Origin of the sequence: Kordiimonas aestuarii, assembly GCF_025574465.1 — a bacterium.
Classification (GTDB): Bacteria; Pseudomonadota; Alphaproteobacteria; order Sphingomonadales; family Kordiimonadaceae; genus Kordiimonas; species Kordiimonas aestuarii.
The window spans coordinates 977,089-997,092 of record NZ_JAOBPP010000021.1; the positions used below are offsets into that span (position 1 = coordinate 977,089).

The window sequence follows — 20,004 nt, forward strand, 5'->3', positions numbered from 1 at the left end:
CTCGCGCAAGCATTGAAGGGGCTTCAACTTTTTAACTTAGCGCCCGGCCTTGTAAAGGGCTTTTATTGTGGCGTCATGTTCGCCCAGCACGGGCGGGGCTGTCACGTTGGCCGGGCGTTTGTGGTCAAACGACAGGGGTGAGCGGATAGTACGGAAGGTGCCCATGACCGGGTGCTCGGTCTCCAGCATCATATCGAGGTGTTTGAACTGAGCAGTTTCCGTTACCTCCTTTGACGTATACATTGGTGAATGTGGCACCTCATTTTGGGATAGCACCGCACACCAGTCTTTCAGGCTTTCAGAAAGAAAGATCGGCTTCAGGAAAGCGACCACATCATCATAGTGTTCGATGCGGGCCATGCGGTCCTTGAAGCGCGGGTCATCCAGCATGTCCGGCTTGCCCACACTCAGCGCCAGGTTTTCCCAGAATTTTGTTGGCGAAGACATATGAAGCGCCAGCCATTTCCTGTCGGATGTTTCAAACACATAGGACTGCGACACATTTGGTCGGCTGTAGGCGGTCATTACCTGATCGTCCGAGAAATAGTGGGTGAAGTCATCGAGATTGAAGTGGCACATGGCCTCCAGCATGGAGACTTCCACCAGCCGACCTTTGCCTGTGTTGAAGCGTTCGAACAAGGCACCTAACACACCATACGCCGCATAGAAGCCGGTGACGGCGTCGGCGAGTGCCGGGCCAACCACCCGTGGGTTTTCCGGGTTCACCAACAGACGGAGGAAACCGCTTGCAGCTTGTGCAACGGTGTCAAACGCGGGGCTGTCGCGCTCAGGCCCATCCTGCCCGAAGCCGGAGACAGCACAGTAAATCAGGTTTGGGTTGAGGCCCTGCAGGCGTTCCGCGCTGACATTCAACCGGTCGGCAACGCCGGGTCGGAAATTCTGGATAAAAACATCGGCGTCTTTCACCATGGCGTCAAGAATGGCTCGGTCTTCATCCTGTTTGGTGTTGAGCGTGACGCTTTTTTTGTTGCGGTTATAGGTCTGGAAGTGCGGGCTGTAGAGCTCCCCCCTGAAAGCACGAAAGGGATCACCGCCGTCCGGGTTCTCGATCTTGATCACTTCTGCACCGAGGTCGGCCAGAAACATGCCTGCCGCAGGGCCAGTGATAAATGTGCCCATATCGAGCACCTTCACACCTTCAAGTACCTTGATCATCTGCTTCCCTCACACTCGTCAAATATCGAAACACCTGCCGGGTGGGTGGGGATGTGACGCGGCCCCGACCCGGCCAAATCTGTTTGACATATACGTTATTCGAATAATGAAAACAAGTTCGATTATCGAATTTATTTTGACACCGGAGCAATTCTCCATAAGATGCGGCCAAAGCCATAAGGCAAAGCAAAAGCCGGAAGGAGCGAACTTATGCGTATCGGCAAAACAGATCAGCCCTATAGTGCAATCTCAACCTCCACCGATAAAACCATCACTGTGCGCGGCAAGGACCTGTGCGCGGAGGTGATCGGCAAGACCGACTTCACCAGCTATTTCTGGTTTCTGGTAACGGGGCAGGAGCCGAACGAGAACCAGGTGTTTTTTGCCAATGCCGTGCTGGCGGCGATTGCGGAACACGGTCTGGTGCCTAGCGTTGTGGCTGCGCGTATGACATACGCTGCAGCGCCCGAGGCCTTTCAGGGCGCAGTGGCTGCTGGCCTGCTTGGGTGTGGCAGTGTGGTATTGGGCAGTGCCGAAGTCGCGGGGCGATTTATCGCAGATTTGTGCCAAAAAGCAGCTGATGGTGGTGACTTTGAAACCGTGGCCGCTGAAGGTGTTGGTGCGCTGCGAGCCGAGAAAAAGCCTATCCCCGGCTTTGGGCACCCCTTGCACGCCGAGGGTGACCCGCGCGCCAACCTTCTGTTCAGTCTGGCGCAAAAGCGGGGTGCGGAGGGGCCGCACATCCGCATGGTGCAGGCAGTCAGGAAGGTGCTGCCGGATGTCATCGGGCGTGGCCTGCCAATCAATGTAAACGGGGCAATCCCCACCGTTATGCTGGATGTCGGTTTCCCGCTGGCTGCCCTTAAGGGCATTTCACTCCTGGCGCGGACGGCAAGCCTGATTGGCCACCTGCAGGAAGAAAGCGAACGGGGTATTGGGTTCATCATGTCCAACGCGGCTGCGGGCGCCATTCAGTACGACGGAAAGTAGATGCTTCTGTGCCCATCATCATCTCCAAAAATCAAAATATTCGACATACGAACTTGACTTCGATAATCGAATATAATATCGATCAGGCAGGGAGAAAAAGTAGGTATGGCCTCGGGAAGGGCTGTGCCGCTTAGGGAAACACCCGTGGGAGACGGTTATGGGAAGGAACTTGAGTGTATCCGGTCGTGCGTTAGGGGGGATTTCAGCGGTAGCCCTGATGGCGCCTCTTGCGGCATCTGGTGCAGGGGCACAGGACACTGGCGAAAGCGCGGATACCGGCAGCAGCTTTACGATTGAAGAAATTGTCGTCACTTCGCGCAAGCGCTCAGAATCGCTGGATAAGGTGCCCGCAGCCGTAACAGCCTTTACCGAACAGAAGATTGTCGATGCCGGGATTGAACGCCCTGCGGATTTTGTTGCCCTGACATCCAATCTCACCCTGATTGAAACGCAAAACGCCGGCAGTGCGTTCGTTTCCCTGCGCGGTATTACCCAGAACCGGAATTCGGAACCCTCGGTCGCCGTGGTGATCGACGGGGTACAACAGGTAAATCCTGCGCAGTTCAACCAGGAGCTTTTTGATATCCAGCAGATTGAGGTGCTCAAGGGTCCACAAGGCGCGCTTTATGGCCGCAACGCTATTGGCGGCGCGATTGTTATCACGACAAAGCCGCCGACCGATGAGACCGAAGGCATGGTCAAAGTGGGCATGGACTCAGGCCCCGGCTACAAGGTGCAGGGCAGCGTTGGTGGTCCGCTTGGTGAAAGCAGTGCGCTTAAATACCGGCTCTCCGCCGCTTTTATCGACACAGACGGGTATATCAATAACGCCTATCTGGATGAGGAGGCGGACCCTTATCAGGATTTCTCTGTGCGCGGCAAACTGCTGTGGGAAGCGTCCGAGAATTTCAGTGTGGATTTTCGCGCATCGTTGTCGCAACTGCGTACGCAAGCCTTCTACTATAATATTGTCGCGGATGTGAATGATACCAGCCTGCCGGTGCGGGTAAATAACGCCGGGCAGAACGACCGCGACATGACGAACTTCTCGGTCAAGATGAGCTATGATACCGACTTCGGCACGTTCAATTCGGTGACATCCTATGACACCGTTGAGGAGATTCTCACCGGGGATGCATTTGATTTTCTCCCGATTGAAGAATCGCTCTTTTACGCCATCCTGGGCGTCGACCTGAACCAGAGCCAGTATCTGGATGTGGAAGCCTGGAGCCAGGATTTCCGCTTCAGCTCCAACAGCGACGGACCGTTCCGCTGGATGGTAGGTGGTTACCTGATCAGCACCAACCGCTATATCTCCACCGGTAATATGGTGGATATGGGCCTTGGTGTATTCCCTGTATACCGGACCCCCAGCACAAACCCGGATAACCCTCAGGCGACGTTCCTTGCGGACGAACAGGATAATTTCGCTTGGGCGGCTTATGGTGACGCGACCTATGATATTGCTACTAATCTGGAGCTGAACGCGTCGCTGCGGTATGACCGGGACAAGCGTGAACAGACAACCCTGACACCCACCCAGTATCTACCCAACGTGCCGGGCTTCCCGGCCGGGGCTACAGGTGACGTGCGTGACCGGATTTTCGACCAGTGGCAACCCAAGGTCACTTTGCGTTATATCGTCAACGACGACCTGACGACCTACGCCTCTTATAGCACCGGGTTCAGAAGCGGTGGCTTCAACCAGACGGGAGTTGGCGCCGTGGCAGGTGGCTCGGGGATCGTGGGGGTGAACGATATTTTTGAGGCCGAGGTCGCCAAGACATTCGAGGCGGGTTTCAAAAGCACGCTTCTGGATAACCGCATGGTGTTGAACGGCAGCGTGTTTACGACCAAGTCGGAAAATTCCTATTTCTTTGTGTTCCTCGCGGAAAACTCGACCCAGAACTTGGGGAACGTGCCTGAGGGGCGGCTGACCGGGTTTGAGCTTGATGGCACGGTGCGGCCGTTGCCGGGCTTCGATATCAATTTCGGCTTTGGCTATACAGACAGCGAGATCAAAGACTTCCAGAACGCGACAGTCGAAGGTAACAAGCTGCCGCAGGTGTCGGAATATACCTTTAACCTCGGTGCGCAATATACCGCTGAAGTTGGCAATGACACACGGCTTGTCTCCCGGGTTGATTATCAGCGTATCGGCAAAACATGGTGGGACATCGATAACTCAACTGTACGTGACCCGGTTGACCTTGTGGATGCACGCATGGGACTTGAGTTTGGTGACTGGACAATCACCGCCTGGGCCAAAAATCTGTTCAACAAGGAATATAACGCTGAATTTTCGCCGGGTGGCTTTGTATTCAAGGCCAGGCCGCGCCGCTACGGCATTGAGCTTATGAGGCGATTTTAACCAAACCGGAGGCGAGTATATGCCCAAGATACTGGTTCTTTATTATAGTGGTTATGGCCACACGGAAGTAATGGCCAATGCGGTGGCTGAAGGCGCGCGGCAATTTGACGGTGCCGAGGTCGCGATTAAAACCGTGCCCGAGCTGGTGCCTGAGGATGTGCTGAAGGCATCGGGCATGAAAACCGAAGCATCGCACCCGGTGGCGGACCCGAATGAGCTTGGGGATTATGACGCCCTTATCATCGGTGCACCCACGCGGTTCGGCAATATGGCGGCGCAGATGCGCAACTTCCTTGACCAGACCGGCGGCCTTTGGATGAAGGGGGCGCTGGTCGGCAAGGTGGGCAGTGCCTTCACTTCGACCGCCAGCCAACATGGCGGACAGGAAACCACGCTCACTTCCGTGCACACCACGCTGCTGCACCATGGTATGGTGATTGTGGGCTTGCCGTATTCCTTTGAGGGCAATGCGATCATGACAGAGATTTCTGGCGGGACACCATATGGGGCGTCCACGATCGCCGGGGGAGACGGGTCGCGCATGCCAAGCGAGAACGAGCTTGCCGGGGCGCGCTACCAGGGCAAGCATGTGGCGGCAATTGCCGCGAAACTGGCCAGTTCATAAGCGCGGGAGGGGAAAATGACAGTATCAGCAAAGATGCCCACACGGCTGCATCACACCGCCTATGTCTCCAAGGACCTTGAGGCGACACGCAAATTCTATGAAGAGGTAATCGGCCTGCCGCTTGTTGCCACATGGTGTGAACAGGAGGAGCTGTTTGGCGAGGTGCGAACCTATGCCCACTGCTTCTTTGAGCTTGCTGACGGCAGCGCGCTGGCCTTCTTCCAGTTCGTGGAGCCAAAAGACCAGGACCTTTTTGGCCCCGAGCTTGCGGAATCACCCTTCATCCATGTTGCGCTGAATGTGGATGCGGAAACCCAGGGTGGTATCATAGAGCGCATCGAGGAAGCAGGAATCAGGGAGCCGGAGACCTATATTCTTGACCACGGCTACTGCAAGTCGGTTTATGTGAAGGACCCGAACCGCATGCTGCTGGAATTTACGGTGGACGCGCCGGAGGCGGCGGCGTTGAATAAGGCGCAAAGAACCAAAGCACACGCGGAACTGAAACGCTGGCTTGCCGGCGACCACACACCGAACAACAACATCCGCTAGACAAGCGCCAAGCAAACGACCGACAAACGCCCGAAGGAGGTTATGCCCGAACATCTGATAGACGTGGATGGCGGGTACTTGACCGCCTTTACCTATGGCAGCGGCCCGGCGGTGCTGTTCCTGCATGGCTGGGCGCTTGACCAGCGTATGTGGGCGTCGCAGCTTCGCCTCGCGGCGTCTGGATGTACGATTATCACCGTTGACCGGCGCGGCTTTGGCACCTCAACCGCCCCGCCCAATATTAATCTGGAAGTGGATGATATCCGTAGGTTGCTCGATACCCTCGGGTTTGAAAGCGCGGCGCTTGTCGGCATGTCGCAAGGGGGGCGTGTGGCGCTCAGGTTTGCCTGCGCGTGGCCACGCCGGGTTGACCAATTGGCCCTTCAGGGTGCACCTGTTGACGGGTTCCCAAGCGCGCCGAGCCACAATGAAGCCATTCCCATCGCTCACTATCGGCGCCTGCTGCAGAACGGCGAGCAAAAACGTTTTGTCGAGGAGTGGTGCGCCCATCCGCTTGTCGCGCCTGACATGAAGCTGATGCCGAGGATCATGCAGCCGCTTGTCGCCGGTTATGAGGGCCGGGACCTTTTGCATGGGGCGCCCGACGCTTATACCGGTGACGTATATGGCCAGATGGCGGCGCTGCCGGTGCAAACCCTTTACCTGTATGGCGAGCAGGATATCCCATGGCTGCGCAGCGTGGCCGTTACTCTGCCAGCCGTCTGGCGCAAGGTCCTTGCCGTCGAGATTAAGGGCGCAGGACATTTTGCCAACATCACAAAATCGGACGACTATAACGCCGCCTTGGTTCGCTTTTTAGGGCACTGACAGGCCTTCGCTTGTGTGCCAGTGCGCTTCAGGGTCAAGCGGTTTGCCGGAGTGTTTTGCGCGCGCGAAGGGCAAGCCAGACTGCACCCGCCAAGATGACCAGCCAGCCGGCGATCAGCGCCAGAAACATGTTTTTCACCCCGATAGTCTGGTCAATAAAGTCCACCTTCCCGGTTTTCCAGAAGACCCACTCCCCCGCTACATTCGACGCGAGGGCTTTGTTGCCGGTTTCCAAGAGGATGATGCCGTCGCCGGTTGTTGGGTCGAGACGCGCTGCGGTATTGATCGCGGGTTCGTTACTGCCGTCATGCCCGACAATGAACCCGCGATGACCGGTCGGTGCATAAAGCATGGTGCCAAGCCCCCAGATATCGAGACCCAGCGTCGATGCGTGCGGTTCATACATCGCGGCGACGGTTTCTGCCTTCAGGACGTCCCGGCCGATAGCCTCCTCGGCCGAGCCGGGGCGCTGCGCGGCAAGGAACTTTGTCAGGTCGTTGGCAGAGGTATAAAGCGATGCCGCGGCCAGCGCAGTGAAGCGGTAAAGTGTGGCCTCCTCGCCCGCCGTGTCATAGGCTGTGGCGATATTGTCCAAGCCCTTACCGTCGATGATGAAGGTGGACCGTGTCATGCCAAGGGGGGTGAATACACGCTCGGTCATGAAATCGTTGAACGACTGGCCTGATACTTCCTCGATCAGCAGTTGAAGCAGGGTGTAACCACCACCTGAATAGCGCCATTCGCTGCCGGGCTCCACACCAACGCGCACGGCACCGTCCTTACCGGGGGAAGCATCCGCAGCCTTTGTCAGTGAGTCCGTAAGACCCTGCACCGGCGTACCGGGTTCGAATCCCGCATAACCAAGGCCGTCTGTCAAACCGGCAGTATGGCTGAGGAGGCGCCGTATTGTCACGCCGCTATTGTCAAACGCGCCTTGCGGCAGTTCCCAACGGCTCAGGTAGGTCGAAATCGGGGCATCAAGGTCAAGCTTGCCTTCATCCACAAGGCTCATGACCCCCCATGCGGTGATCCATTTGCTGAGAGAGGCAACCTGAAAAAGTGTATCGCCATTCACCAGCGTAGCTTTGGAGGCATAATGCTGCACGACGGGATTGCCGTTTTCCAGCAGAACAAAAGCAATATTCCCTGCGCGCTGTTTTTCGATCAACCGGATGGCCGCATCGCCGAAGCTTTTGGCGTCATTCGTTTCCACAAGTGGGCTGCGAAACCAGCCGTTTTCCGTATTCATCAGGACAGCAAAGCCCCATAGGCCCGCCAGCAAAAGCGCACCTGCAAAAATTGTAATGAGCCGTTTCAGCATTATTCGGTTCCCCTGTTTGGAATTATCATTATGCAAGGGGGTCCTCGCAGCAGGCTACATATTCATTTTGTGTTTACTTTCCAGTACTTTACGCTGCTGTTTTCGGTCAGTGGCGGTGTATTGTCGGTCAACGGCACCGCCCGCCACCGGTTTCTTGCCGGTTTTCGTGATCTGGCTCAGGCTGCTTTGCCTTCTCGATAAAGGCCAAGGCCTTCAAGTGTTGTTCGGGCCAACAGCCATAGCTCCTCTTCGTCACGGACAACTTTGCAAAGCACATTGAGCCCGACCATCAGGTTTTGCAGCGCCAAAGCCAAAGCGCGAGGGTTGGCGGTATCGGTAATTTCGCCGCCTGAGCGTGCGATCTCAAGCAGCTCCTCAAGCCTGTCTATGGAGCCGAGTACCTTGTCGGCAAGCTCTGAACCCAGCCCTTCCGTCTCCGGGCATAGCTCGCAGATTGTATTGAGCATCATGCAGCCGCGGCCCTCAGGGTCCGCCGCACGCACACGGCACAGGTCGCGATAGACTGCGCATATTATTGGCAGCACCGGTGTGCGGGCCGTTGCATAAAGCGGGGCATCGGGGCTTTGCGCGGCATAATCGGGCATCACCTCCCGGAACAGGGCTTCTCTCGATGAGAAGCTGTTGTAGAAACTTGATCGCGTTATGCCCAGAAGGTCTGAGAGCGCCTTGACAGAGGATTGCTCAAACCCGTTTTTCCAAATGGCGTTCATCGCTGTTTGCAGCGCTTCCTGCCGATCAAATTTTGCGGGCCTTGCCATCTGATTATCATCCGTCCCAAAATAGTTATGTACATATATGTACAAAATAGGTATGACCAATTATGTTCATATGTGTACAAAAGAGTTTTGTCAATTGAAGGAATACGGAAGTGCCGACACTGAACGCAAAAATACGCGATGCTATTCAACACTTTCGCGGCACATTGCCGCCGGAAATCACAAGCCTGATAGAACAAGGTGCAGGCGAGATCAGCGCACTTGACATCGTCGAGAGAGCCTTGCGCCCCAAAATGGGTGTGCCGGGGTTTGAACTGGAGAAATACGGCGGCGGAACGGGGAAGCTGAAGGACTATCTGGACCGTGGGCCGTTGGTCCTGACGTTTTACCGCGGTGTGTGGTGCCCCTACTGCAACCTGCAACTCAGGGAATATGATGGCAGGCTGCATGAGATTACGCGGCTTGGCGCAAGCCTTGTTGCCGTCACGCCCGAAATGCCCGGCGCCGTTGACAGGCTCCAAGCTGCAGGTGTGCCGGAAGATGTTATTTCAGGTGCTGTTACATCCGTTGGGTTTGATGTCTTGCATGACGCAGGTAATACGCTCGCTGAAAAGTGCGGCCTTGTTTTTGAGTTGCCAAAGAGCCACCGGGACGTGCTGGACCAAATTGGTATCGACGTAAAAGCGCTGACAGGTAATGGCTCCTACATGGTCGCTGACCCGGCGACATATGTCGTTGGGCAGGACGGCTTGGTGTTCCGTGCCTTTGTGCCAAACAACTACCGCAAGCGTACAGAAGTTGACAGCATCATTGAGGCGCTGCGTGACCTCGCGCAGGCGGACGGGGCAGAAAAAGCATATGTTTGAAATTTTCAAAAAACGTCGTCCCGGCTCGACAGCTACCTCCATTCCCAACGCTCCTGCAAGGATGAAATCCATGAAGCTTTATTATATTCCCATGTCCTGCTCACTTGCCGTTCACATCGCCCTGCGCAAAGCCGGTGTCGCGCCGGAACTTGTCCGGTATGATCCGGCAACGGGCAAGACAGAGGACGGTCAATTGTTCCGGGACGATTATCCCAAGGGTTATGTGCCCGCTCTTATTGACCAAGACGGTGACATGCTGACAGAGGTGCTTTCGATCATGCTGGAACTGGACGCCAGGTACCCGCACGCAAAGCTGCTGCCAGACATCGGTGTGGAACGGCGCCGCGCAATTGAATGGCTTGCGTACACGGCCACTGAACTGCACAAGTCTTTCGCAGCGTCGCTGTTTTTTGAAACCGAAGCAGGCGCAGATAGCGAGGCGGTACGGAAAAAGATCGCGTTACGCTTTGATCTCGTGGCGCAGCAGCTGTCTTCGGACAAGGTATTCCTGCTCGGTGATGAATTGACGGCGGTTGACAGCTATCTGCTTGTCGTCCTGCTTTGGACCGCTCCGGCGAAGGTTGACCTTGGCCGGTGGCCCCAGCTTATTGCATATCGTGATCGCATGCTTGAACAGCCCATGGTCATTGCAGCGATGAAAGCTGAAGGACTATTATAACCTTCCGCTTCACCGCAGGATAAGGACAAAGGCGCAGAAGCCCCGGCGCCTTTGTCTCACGTTATGGGCTTGTCACAAAAAGTGGACACTACTTCTTTCAGATTACTGGGATCTGTCCTGGTTTTCCCAGCCAGACACCTGAGCGCTTACCTGTCGTTCGGTTCAGTCTCCAGGATCATCTCGGCGCAAAGCTCCTGCTGTCTGTCGAGATGTTTCTGGGTCTCTTCATCTTCCTTTACCGGCGGAAGGTCATGTGCGGAGACCTTATGGTCGGTGAGGCCAAACGCCCTGGTTATCTGCCAGCACGAGATAGGCCTTGGTCCGTCTGCTATTGCCTACTTGGTAGTAAACAGCTTATGCGCTATGCCTGATGGCGAACCATGTAGTGGACCCGTTATGTCTGAAGAACAACGCCAGCAACTGATCGAACGCATTGTCCTTAGCAAGCCCGTAACTGTGATATGTGCCCCGCCCGGATTTCACAAAACCCGGCTTGCGCGTGAGGCGGGGCAGCACATAGCAAAAACGACCGGATTGGATTTGCGCTGGATCGATGCACTTGAGCACGCCCAAAACCCCAATGCTGCGGTCGAGGCCTTGCTTGCGGTGAAGCCGCAGGTGACTGTCATTGACGGGAACAGTGCATGCAATGGGCCTGCGCTCGCTCAGGCGCTCGAACGGCTTGCCGGGAATGAGACCAATCAGCGGATTATTCTGGTCCTTCGGCAAATGCGTGACCTACCCCTTGCCAGGCTTTCTGTCACGATCATGCCAGACATTGTCGATGCGACCGCTTTGAGGCTTAGACAACAGTGGAAAAGCCAGTTTATCAAGAAACAGTTGCGCCCGAACGTCCGGCGACGCATTCACGAGCTTGCAGGGGATTGGCCGATCGCGCTTGAGCTGCTGACACGCTGGGCCTCGTCCACGACAAGTATCCCGGAAAACTGGTCGGACTTTGACATCCTGAGAGATAGTGGCCTTGCAGACTTTATCGTGCAGGAAGTGCTGCCGCTATTCAGTGCGGAGGAGCTTGCAGCACTTTCGAAGGCCAGCCTGCTTGAGACGCCGGATCTCAGGTTCCTGGCTTCGCTGGGTGGCGAACGGCGTGACGACCGGGTCCTTGCAGATATTTCCTTCCGGCTGAAGGGCGTTGTTAATCGGGACGGCGACCGGATAACAATCCAGCGGGCGCTGCGCGTCTATCTGCGCGGGACCCTTGATATGCTGGATGGCAGGAGCCCTCCGGAGGTGCTGATTTCCCTCGCCGATCATTGTTCATCGGAAGGCAAGCTTGGGGAAGCAACCGCCCTCGCGCGAAAGGCCGGCAGGCCGGAGAGAATTCGAGACTATGCGGAAAGCCACGGAGCGCTTGGGATATGGATCGCGCAAGGTTTCTCGGTGGTTAAGGATTTTGTCCAGAATTCTAGTGCCGAGGTCATTGGAAGCTCCGCCGTCCTGCGGATGATGGAATGCATCGTCCATATGAAGGCGGGTAGAATCAGGGTTGCGCAAAAACTGTTTCAAGACTTGGCCGCAACGGTCGGGCCCGATGATACCCGCGCGCGGGATCTCGAAATCGTAAGGGTCACCTTGATGGTTTATGGCTGTTCGCTTGAGCGGACCGGCGACCTGGAAATGCTTAGAAAAATGATCGCTGAACAAGCGGAAGACCCTGCGCTTGGGACATTTCTTGCCACTCTGTCCTGTATTTTGAATTCTCAGCGCGCCCGGTTTGACAGGGCTTTTGCCAACCTGATTGACGCCAGAACACAGGCAAAGAAGGCTGCGTCACGATATAATCTGATGTTCCTGAATATGCATGAGGCAGCTATCCACCTCGCACAAGGTGAGTTGAAACAGGCCAGGACATGTGTGTCGGAAGCTCATCGCCGCTGGAAGAGCGAATTCCCCCATGACATTGGCGTTGAAACCGTTATCGCCGCGCTCAGCGCTGCTGTCGAATTTGAAGCGGGGCAGTTGACCCGCGCCCGTAACTCGGTCAGGCGATCTGCCTATCGGATGCCGGATGCGGAGGCATGGTTCGATATCTATTTCGCGGCTTACGAAACAATGATCCGCCTTAATCAGGCCGAGCATGGTCTGGGCGCCACCCTTATACGTGTCGAAGACGAAGCTCAAAAGCTGCGTGCTCAGGGTTTGCCTCGGGTCGCGGACCTGCTTGTTGCGATCGGTTTGTGCGTTGCGGGGGAAAACCGGTTTCAGGGTATTTCGGTCAGGACAGTTGCGCACTGGAGGGTGCCTGAAATATCCCCTACCATGAGCTGGCAGGAACGCGAGGTATTTACCCTTGCGCAGGCTTATGAGCTTGAGCAGCGGGGTAGCACCGCGCAAGCCTTGCACCTTCTGAAGGCGGAGAGGGAGAACGCGCGCGAGCTGGGGCTTGTCCGCAGTTGTCTCCGCTACCTGCTTGCGGAATTCTCTTTGACGGTTTTGGTGGGCCGGTCACGGCGTTCGGATGCTATCCTGAGGGAAGCCATTCTTCTGGGCGCGCAATCTGGCATGCGCCAGATTTTCAGCGAATTCGGCTCAAACCCTCTCGCAGATTCAATGGCAGCACTTGTGGAGGATACAGGTTTCAATGAAGTTGAAAGCCAGTTTGCGAGAACGGTTTTCAATCGGCTGCGTCAACGCAGAACAACAGGTGTGAGTAATTTGTCCGCGCGTGAGCTGGAGGTATTGGGGCTTCTACAGGCGGGTGGGTCGGATAAACATCTCGCCAGGCAACTGAATATTTCCGAGCATGGGATACGCTATCACCTCAAAAATATCTTCAAGAAACTTGATGTACATGACCGCCTCGCCGCCGTCGCAGCTGGTCGAAAACAGGGGCTCATCGTTTAATACTACTAATTTAAGTAGTAGATGAAAAAAATGAAAATAGATAGGACTACTAGGTAGAATAGTCAACCTCCTTTTCAGGCGTATTGCTTCGGTTTCGCACCCCACTTTAGTCTGCAATGAAATGCAGAGGGGAGACGAATGAGAATAGGTGTAGATGTTGGCGGCACAAATACAGATGCCGTGCTTTTGTCGGGAAAAACCGTGCTGGGTGCGGTTAAGCGGCCGACAAGCGAAGATGTGAGCTCCGGCATATGTGAGGCAATCAGCGCGCTGATCAGCGATTGCAATATTACGCCCGATGCAATTGATGCCGTCATGATCGGTACAACGCATTTCACCAACGCGTTCGTTCAGCGCCGTGAACTGGTACCTGTATATGCGATCCGCATCGGGTTTCCGGCCGGGCGGGGGATTCCGCCGTTCTCATCCTGGCCTGAGGATCTCAAGAAAACCATTCGGGGTGGTTCCGCAATGGTGCGGGGTGGCTTCGAATTTGATGGCCGGGAAATTTCTCCGTTCGACGAGGCTGCCATCGCTGACTGTGTGAAGGAAGCGTGCAACAAAGGCATCACGCAAATCGCAGTTTCCTGTATCTTCAGCCAGCTCAATTCAGCGCACGAACAGCGTGCGGCAGAACTGATCGGTGAACTCGCTCCCGAATTGGAGGTTTCCTTGTCGTCCGAGCTTGGGCGTGTCGGGCTTCTTGAGCGCGAGAACGCCGCTATCATGAATGCGAGCCTGCGCCCGCTGGCGCTCAAGATTGCCGCCGCCTTCAAATCGGCGCTGGTTGATCTGGGTATCTCTGCTCCTTTCTTTGTCAGCCAGAATGACGGCACCTTGATGGGCGCCGATCACATGCAGCGCTATCCTGTTCTGACTTTTGCCGCAGGGCCTACGAACAGTCTTCGCGGGGCCGCGTGGCTGACAGGTGCAGATGATGCAATTGTGGTCGATATCGGTGGTACCACTTCAGACATCGGCGTGCTGGTTTCCAGTTTTCCGCGCCAGTCCACGGTTCATGTGGATGTTGGCGGGGTTCGAACAAACTTCAGGATGCCGGACATTCTATCGATTGGCCTTGGGGGCGGAAGCCTGATCCGCAACGCAGAAAAGGGTGTCAGTGTCGGGCCGGATTCGGTCGGGTATCGCCTGCGTGAAGAAGCGCTCATCTTTGGTGGCAATACCCTGACGGCAAGCGATATCGCGGTGGCTGGCGGGCAGGCGAAATTTGGCGATCCTGGCCGGGTCAGCGGTCTGCCTTCAGACCTTTTAACAGACGCACGCGACGCCATCAGTTCACTGCTGGCTGACGCGATCGATCGGATGAAAACGGCTCCCGGTGACATTCCTATGATTCTTGTTGGTGGTGGCTCTGTTCTGGTTTCGGAAAAGCCGCAGGGCGTATCAGAAATGATGTGCCCGGAACATGCGGGTGTCGCCAACGCGATTGGCGCTGCGATCGGTCAGGTCAGCGGTGAGATCGACCGGATATATAGCCTTGAAGACGCGCCGCGCCGCGAGGCAGCCATTGAAGATGCGAAGGCGCAGGCGATCGCGCAAGCGGTTGCAGCCGGTGCCAGTGAAGGCACCGTTGAAGTTGTCAACATTGAAACTGTCCCACTGCAATATCTACCCGGCGGCGCAACGCGCATCGTTTGCCGCGCAGTCGGCGACTTAGCCATGGAGGAGAACGAATAATGGCAAGGCAAATCACACTCGACAATATCGAGCATCTTGCCATTGGTTCATCATTCCTCGGAACCGGTGGTGGAGGCGACCCCTATCTTGGCTCGATTATGTGTCGGGAGGCCATCGCGCGTCACGGCCCGGTGCCTATTCTCTCGGTCGATGACATCAAGGATGAAGATAATGTTTTCATTGCGGCCGCTCTCGGTGCGCCGACGGTCATGATTGAAAAGCTTTTTTCGATCGAGGATCAGCACCGCGCCGTCGAGGCGCTGGAGCGCTACCTTGGCCGTGAGGCAACAGCCGTGATTTCTGCCGAGATTGGTGGCTGCAACTCCATGATGCCGGTCGCTTATGCGGCGATGAGGGGGCTTCCCATCATCGATGGTGACGGTATGGGGCGTGCTTTCCCTGCCCTGCAGATGACAAGCTTCAATATTGAAGGTATTGCCTGTGCCCCGCTCACGATAGCGGACGAACATGGCAACTCCGCGCTTTTCCAGACGACGACCGGTCTGAAGGCAGAAGAGCTTTCCCGTCCGGTCGCCACTGCGATGGGGGCGAGCGTCTGTATGTCCTGTTATGCCATGACCGGGGCTGAGGCGCGACGTGCCACTGTTGCCAAAACGCTGACCGGCGCGATACAGATCGGGGAAGCGATCGCCAACAGCGGCAGTGCCAGCCACCCGCTTGAGCGGTTGGTCACTGTTCTCAGGGCTCACGAATACTATTCGGATGCGGCGGTGCTCTTCAAAGGCAAGATCACAGGCCTCGAACGCGACACGACCCGGGGCTGGGTCTTCGGAAATTGCACCATCTCGGAAATGAATGGTCCCAGCAAAGCCGAGCTTAAATTTCAAAATGAGAATCTTCTTGTGACGGTCGACGGCGAGCTCCGCTGTATCGTGCCTGATCTCGTTACCATCGTCGATGCGGAAACGGCCCAGGCAATCCCGACGGAGCGCCTTGCTTTTGGTCAGCGTGTCGCCGTTGTCGGGTGCAGTGCACCGCCAATTCTCACAACACCGCGCGCGCTTGATGTGGTCGGACCAAAATGTTTCGGCCTCAAAGAGGCATACGCACCGATAGCAACCCTGATCGAGGACCTTGCCTAATGCATATACATCTTATCACGCCCATCACGACCCAAGGTATCCGCACACTCGAAGATGTCGAGCCGCTCATGAGCACTGACCTCACGATCACACAGTCTCTCATCGAGATGGGGCCAGCTTCGATCGAATGCGAGTTCGATGAAGCTCTGGCGGTTCCTGGTGTGGTTGTCGAAGCCATAAAGGCTGAACGCGCTGGCGCTGATGCAATCATCATTGATTGCATGGGGGACCCGGGTCTTAAAGCGGCCCGAGAGGTTGTTTCGGTTCCGGTGCTTGGGCCCGCAGATGCATCGATGCATCTTGCCGCCATGCTGGCGCACCGGTTCAGCGTGGTGACCGTTCTCGAATCCGTCGTGCCGATGATTGAAAACCTCGCGAAGGTCTACGGTGTGAGTGACAAGCTGGCATCAGTGCGGGTCATCGACATACCGGTGCTGGAACTTGAAGCCGCGCCGGAGCGCCTGACGTCAGAACTGTCACAAGCGTCTCTCGCAGCGGTCGAAGAAGACGGCGCTCACGCTATTGTGCTGGGGTGTACCGGCTTTCTTGGTTGCGCGGAAGCGGTTGATGCGGCCCTCAAGGCCAAAGGATATGACCTGCCTGTGATCGACCCTATCCCAACGACAGTTTGTGTTGCAGCCGGTGTCGTTCGTGCCGGGCTTCGGCACAGTAAACGCACCTATGGAACACCTCGTGCAAAGACCGTCGATGGTTTCGATATTCCACACTTCCAGTAGGGGCTGGGGGGAACTCATGAAGGGGAAAAACAATGAACAAGATTAGTAAAATGAGATTAAGCACACTGTTGATCGGCACGGCCATGATTGCGCCTGCGCAGGCATACGCCCAGGCAGGAAATGACGCGGCTGACCAACCGGGCGACGCATCCTCAGGCATTGTGCTGGAGGAGATTATCGTCACCGCGCAGAAACGAGCACAGCGTTTCGAGGATGTCGGTTTGACCGTCAATGTGGTGACGGGCAGTGAACTCAAGTCAAGCGGTACGGAATCGATCGTCGACCTGGGGGGCATCACGCCTAATGTGCAGATCAAGAATGTACTCGCTAACAGCATTACCAATGTCAGCATTCGCGGTATTGGCCTCAATGATTATGCGGTTAACAACAATCCTGCCGCTGGCATCTATGTCGACAATGTATACCTTGTCTCACCGGCTATGCTGGGTTTCAGCTTTTTCGATATAGACCGGGTCGAGGTGCTCAAGGGGCCTCAGGGCGACCTCTATGGTCGCAACACGACCGCAGGTGCCATCAATATCATCAGCCGCAAACCGTCTGATGAAACTGATGTCATGCTTGAAGCCGGATATGCCAGTTATGAGAACTGGCATTTCGAAGGTGCCGTAGGCGGGGCGCTTTCATCCAATCTTACAGCCAGATTTGCCCTCCAGACCGTGCAGCAGGATTCCGGCTGGCAGACCAATTATGTGACCGGTGACCGCATCGGCAAGGTTGACCGCACCAATGCGCGCCTTCAGCTCGAATATAAACCCAGCGAGAGTCTGGATATATTGCTGAGTGCTCACAAGGGCTATGACCGATCTGACGTCGCCTTATACAAGGCGAACAATATCCTGACGGCGGAAGAGGACCAGTATGCCGAGCAGGCCAGGGTGGCAGGCGCTGGCAATGACCCCCATATGGAGCTTGAATCAAGCGGTGCGGCTGTTACCGTCAATTGGGCGCTGACGCCGGAAGTCTCCATGACCTCCATCAGCGCGTATGAGGAGTTCAGCCGTATCCATGTCGAGGATACAGACGGAACATCGCTCGCGTATCTCGATGCCACCTATGACAATGGCGTTCAGCAATATTCTCAGGAACTTCGTTTCAACTACAGCGCTGAAGGCCTTGAGCTGATCGGCGGTGGGTTTTATTCCCATGACAAAGTCCAGACCCGGGACGAATTCTATTCGCCGGACCTCCTCCCGCTTCTGGGGCTTGGTGGCTTGGACACCATTGGTAACAGCTACCGCCAGCGCACGGATGCCTATGCGGCGTTTATGCACGCAGAGTGGACCTTTGCGCCCAAGCTGACCCTGATCGGCGGGCTCAGATATACGCATGAAAAGAAAGTGTTCGACGAAGCCACGACTTTCCTGTGTGCAGCTGGTGGGTGCAACGAAGTGTTTGCGCCAGTCGCAAATGACTATTCCACATCGAACGTGTCAGGCAAGGTCGGCCTTAACTACAAACTTACGGACGAGACCCTGCTCTACGCAAGCGTCAGTCGTGGCTTCAAATCTGGTGGGTTTCAGGGGCAATTGACGTTTGACCCAACAGTGCTTGAACCATTCGATGACGAAAAGCTCACGGCCTATGAACTGGGAGTGAAGAGCCGGCTAAAGCCCAACCTGCAGCTGAATGCATCGGTATTCCACTATGAATACAGTGATATGCAGATTTACGGCCCGCTTTTCGACTCTCCGGTCGGTGTTTTGTTCGGCATCGCCAACGTGGGTGACGCGCGGGTGACGGGCGCTGAAGCGGACATCTGGTGGCGCCCCATTGTAGGCCTTGATCTGCGTTTTGGCGTGGGCACTATCGACACGAAAGTGACCAGATCCATCGTTGCCGGCGTGACAGAGGGCAGCGTACTGCCGAATGCGCCGGAGCTCACGCTCAATGGCCAGATACGCTATAACTGGGATGTGTCCGACCATGCTAGCGCGGATATCACCTTGTCCGGGAATTATCAAAGCCGTGTCCGGTTCGACATAGTCCGTCTGCCGAACGAAGCCATGGAAGACGGTTATTTCATGGGTAACGCAGAGATCGGCTTATCATTTGGTGAGCAGTGGCGGGTGTCGGTTTGGGGTAAAAATCTTTTCAACAAACTATTCCGGACGCAGGCGCTCAACACCAGCGTCGGCTGGACAGAGCACTATGGTGCCGCACGAACCGTCGGGGTTAACCTGTCCTATAAAATGTAGGGGTTTCTAAAACAAATGGCTGGCGAACTCTGCCGGCCATTTTTCTATCCCGGTCCTCAATATATCAGCCCAATGGCGTACGAAAAACTGGCCGCTTAAAGAGCACGGTCGTGTGCACAATAAACTCCCCCTTCCTGTGATTGAGTATGTGGTAAAAATCCTGGAGAGGCGGGCGAACAGAGAGGGGAATGTTTCGGTCGAAGAATATAGCGTTCGTCAAGAGCCTGAACGGTCAAGTGTGAAAGAGGCGCCAGAAGAAACACCCGAGAAGTAATCCGGCGTGTTCCCCGCGATCGATAGGCTCGATCCCCTGGGGATCATATCAGGCTGTCCGACCTTTCTGGAAAGGGCGGGAGGGTGGCCTGTTGGCTGGACTCATAGCCTTCTCGGCCCGTTTGGAGGGCTGGTTGACGCTTTTGACATGCGCTACATGATCGGTGCCCTCCCTCGACGGAAGCGTAACCAATTGTTGGCGGAGGTCGCTTTCGGTGCCACGTTTTTCCGAAACTACTGGGTCATCATCGAGGAGCGCGGAGCGCTTGTGCAGTTTTGACCTCCTCCCGGCAAATAGGGCCGTTTCTAAAGTTAGGGTTTTCTGTCAAACCGAGGTCAGGAGATCCCTTTATGAAGCGCAAAAGATTTAGTGAAGAACAGATTATTACGATCCTGCAGGAGCATGCTGCCGGGATGAAGGTGAAGGATATTGTCCGTAAGCGCGGCATTTCCGAGCAGACCTTTTACCGTTGGAAGAGCAAGTATGGTGGCATGGATGTGTCCGATGCTCGGAAGCTGAGGTCGCTGGAGGCGGAGAACACCCGGCTCAAGAAGCTTCTGGCCGATCAGATGCTCGATAACGCTGCCTTGAAGGAGTTGCTCTCAAAGGAGTGGTAATTGTTGATGAGAAGGATGACATCGCAGACGTTCTCATTCGCGATGTCCGTGCTCTGGGGCTCCACTCGGTTGGAATTGCAGAGATCGATACTGATGACCCAGGAAAGTTCCGCATTCATCAAAAGCCGGAGCTAGCTGCTCAACCGGATCGCCAGGCGCACACCGTCAAGGAGATCATGGGGCAAGGCATACCGGACTTGGTGGAATTCTGACCGGCTGGAAGGTGTCGGGAGTTTTGTAATACCGATCGGGGATTTCTCTATAAAACATGTCAGGGTAGGAACCCCCAGAAACAAGAAAGGCAGCTAGCGGATCGCTAACTGCCTCTTTTCTGCGAAACTTTGTCTCA

General features: G+C 55.7%; 16 protein-coding genes and 1 pseudogene. 14 read left to right on the forward strand and 3 right to left on the reverse strand.

Translation table 11 applies throughout. The features are described from left to right. Nucleotides 1–36: 36 nt before the first annotated feature. The gene (locus OEU85_RS17050) at nucleotides 37–1,176 is read right to left on the reverse strand and encodes a CaiB/BaiF CoA transferase family protein (RefSeq protein WP_262692735.1); all 1,140 of its coding nucleotides are present in this window, start codon (nucleotides 1,174–1,176) and stop codon (nucleotides 37–39) included. A 210-nt stretch (nucleotides 1,177–1,386) separates the two neighbouring features. On the opposite strand from OEU85_RS17050, the gene OEU85_RS17055 reads away from it, so the two are divergent. The 5 genes from OEU85_RS17055 (at nucleotide 1,387) to OEU85_RS17075 (ending at nucleotide 6,542) form a co-directional block, all read left to right on the forward strand. Then, nucleotides 1,387–2,166 carry a citryl-CoA lyase gene (locus tag OEU85_RS17055; RefSeq protein ID WP_262692736.1) on the forward strand — a complete coding sequence of 260 codons (780 nt, stop codon included), beginning with the start codon at nucleotides 1,387–1,389 and terminating at the stop codon, nucleotides 2,164–2,166. A 157-nt stretch (nucleotides 2,167–2,323) separates the two neighbouring features. Continuing rightward, entirely contained in the window at nucleotides 2,324–4,537 is a 2,214-nt protein-coding gene (locus tag OEU85_RS17060; protein ID WP_262692737.1) for a TonB-dependent receptor, read from the forward strand. A gap of 19 nt (nucleotides 4,538–4,556) precedes the next feature. Beyond that, nucleotides 4,557–5,162 (forward strand): NAD(P)H:quinone oxidoreductase, encoded by a 606-nt coding sequence (gene wrbA, locus OEU85_RS17065; RefSeq protein WP_262692738.1) that lies wholly within the window; start codon nucleotides 4,557–4,559, stop codon nucleotides 5,160–5,162. 15 nt (nucleotides 5,163–5,177) lie between these two features. After that, nucleotides 5,178–5,714, forward strand: coding sequence for a VOC family protein (locus tag OEU85_RS17070; protein ID WP_262692739.1), 537 nt, complete (start codon nucleotides 5,178–5,180; stop codon nucleotides 5,712–5,714). A gap of 42 nt (nucleotides 5,715–5,756) precedes the next feature. Then, nucleotides 5,757–6,542, forward strand: coding sequence for an alpha/beta fold hydrolase (locus OEU85_RS17075; protein ID WP_262692740.1), 786 nt, complete (start codon nucleotides 5,757–5,759; stop codon nucleotides 6,540–6,542). Nucleotides 6,543–6,576: 34 nt separating this feature from the next. Here the strand turns inward: OEU85_RS17075 and OEU85_RS17080 are convergent, their stop codons facing one another. Next, entirely contained in the window at nucleotides 6,577–7,863 is a 1,287-nt protein-coding gene (locus OEU85_RS17080; protein WP_262692741.1) for a serine hydrolase domain-containing protein, read from the reverse strand. A gap of 176 nt (nucleotides 7,864–8,039) precedes the next feature. Next, a complete protein-coding gene (locus OEU85_RS17085; protein WP_262692742.1) occupies nucleotides 8,040–8,642 on the reverse strand; it encodes a TetR/AcrR family transcriptional regulator in 603 nt (200 codons plus the stop codon). A 110-nt stretch (nucleotides 8,643–8,752) separates the two neighbouring features. Between OEU85_RS17085 and OEU85_RS17090 the strand changes: the two genes are divergently transcribed. The 9 genes and pseudogenes from OEU85_RS17090 to OEU85_RS17130 all read left to right on the forward strand — a co-directional run bounded on the left by OEU85_RS17090 (nucleotide 8,753) and on the right by OEU85_RS17130 (nucleotide 19,867). Continuing rightward, the gene (locus OEU85_RS17090) at nucleotides 8,753–9,466 is read left to right on the forward strand and encodes a peroxiredoxin-like family protein (RefSeq protein WP_262692743.1); all 714 of its coding nucleotides are present in this window, start codon (nucleotides 8,753–8,755) and stop codon (nucleotides 9,464–9,466) included. Nucleotides 9,467–9,536: 70 nt separating this feature from the next. After that, nucleotides 9,537–10,145 carry a glutathione binding-like protein gene (locus OEU85_RS17095; protein ID WP_262692744.1) on the forward strand — a complete coding sequence of 203 codons (609 nt, stop codon included), beginning with the start codon at nucleotides 9,537–9,539 and terminating at the stop codon, nucleotides 10,143–10,145. 396 nt (nucleotides 10,146–10,541) lie between these two features. Further along, on the forward strand, nucleotides 10,542–13,010 hold the full coding sequence (locus OEU85_RS17100; RefSeq protein WP_262692745.1) for a helix-turn-helix transcriptional regulator: 2,469 nt from the start codon (nucleotides 10,542–10,544) through the stop codon (nucleotides 13,008–13,010). 138 nt (nucleotides 13,011–13,148) lie between these two features. Then, nucleotides 13,149–14,708, forward strand: a complete 1,560-nt coding sequence (locus tag OEU85_RS17105; RefSeq protein WP_262692746.1) for a hydantoinase/oxoprolinase family protein — start codon at nucleotides 13,149–13,151, stop codon at nucleotides 14,706–14,708. Beyond that, a complete protein-coding gene (locus tag OEU85_RS17110) occupies nucleotides 14,708–15,811 on the forward strand; it encodes a DUF917 domain-containing protein (protein WP_262692747.1) in 1,104 nt (367 codons plus the stop codon). Before OEU85_RS17105 ends, OEU85_RS17110 begins: the two co-directional genes overlap by 1 nt. After that, complete coding sequence (locus tag OEU85_RS17115) at nucleotides 15,811–16,548, forward strand: aspartate/glutamate racemase family protein (protein WP_262692748.1); 738 nt, start codon at nucleotides 15,811–15,813, stop codon at nucleotides 16,546–16,548. The genes OEU85_RS17110 and OEU85_RS17115 overlap by 1 nt, the downstream gene beginning before the upstream one ends. A gap of 50 nt (nucleotides 16,549–16,598) precedes the next feature. After that, the gene (locus OEU85_RS17120; RefSeq protein ID WP_262692749.1) at nucleotides 16,599–18,764 is read left to right on the forward strand and encodes a TonB-dependent receptor; all 2,166 of its coding nucleotides are present in this window, start codon (nucleotides 16,599–16,601) and stop codon (nucleotides 18,762–18,764) included. 624 nt (nucleotides 18,765–19,388) lie between these two features. After that, nucleotides 19,389–19,649: pseudogene (locus OEU85_RS17125) on the forward strand (transposase); the annotation flags it as partial. Further along, nucleotides 19,649–19,867 carry a hypothetical protein gene (locus OEU85_RS17130; RefSeq protein ID WP_262692750.1) on the forward strand — a complete coding sequence of 73 codons (219 nt, stop codon included), beginning with the start codon at nucleotides 19,649–19,651 and terminating at the stop codon, nucleotides 19,865–19,867. The pseudogene OEU85_RS17125 and the gene OEU85_RS17130, both read left to right, overlap by 1 nt. Nucleotides 19,868–20,004: the final 137 nt, after the last annotated feature.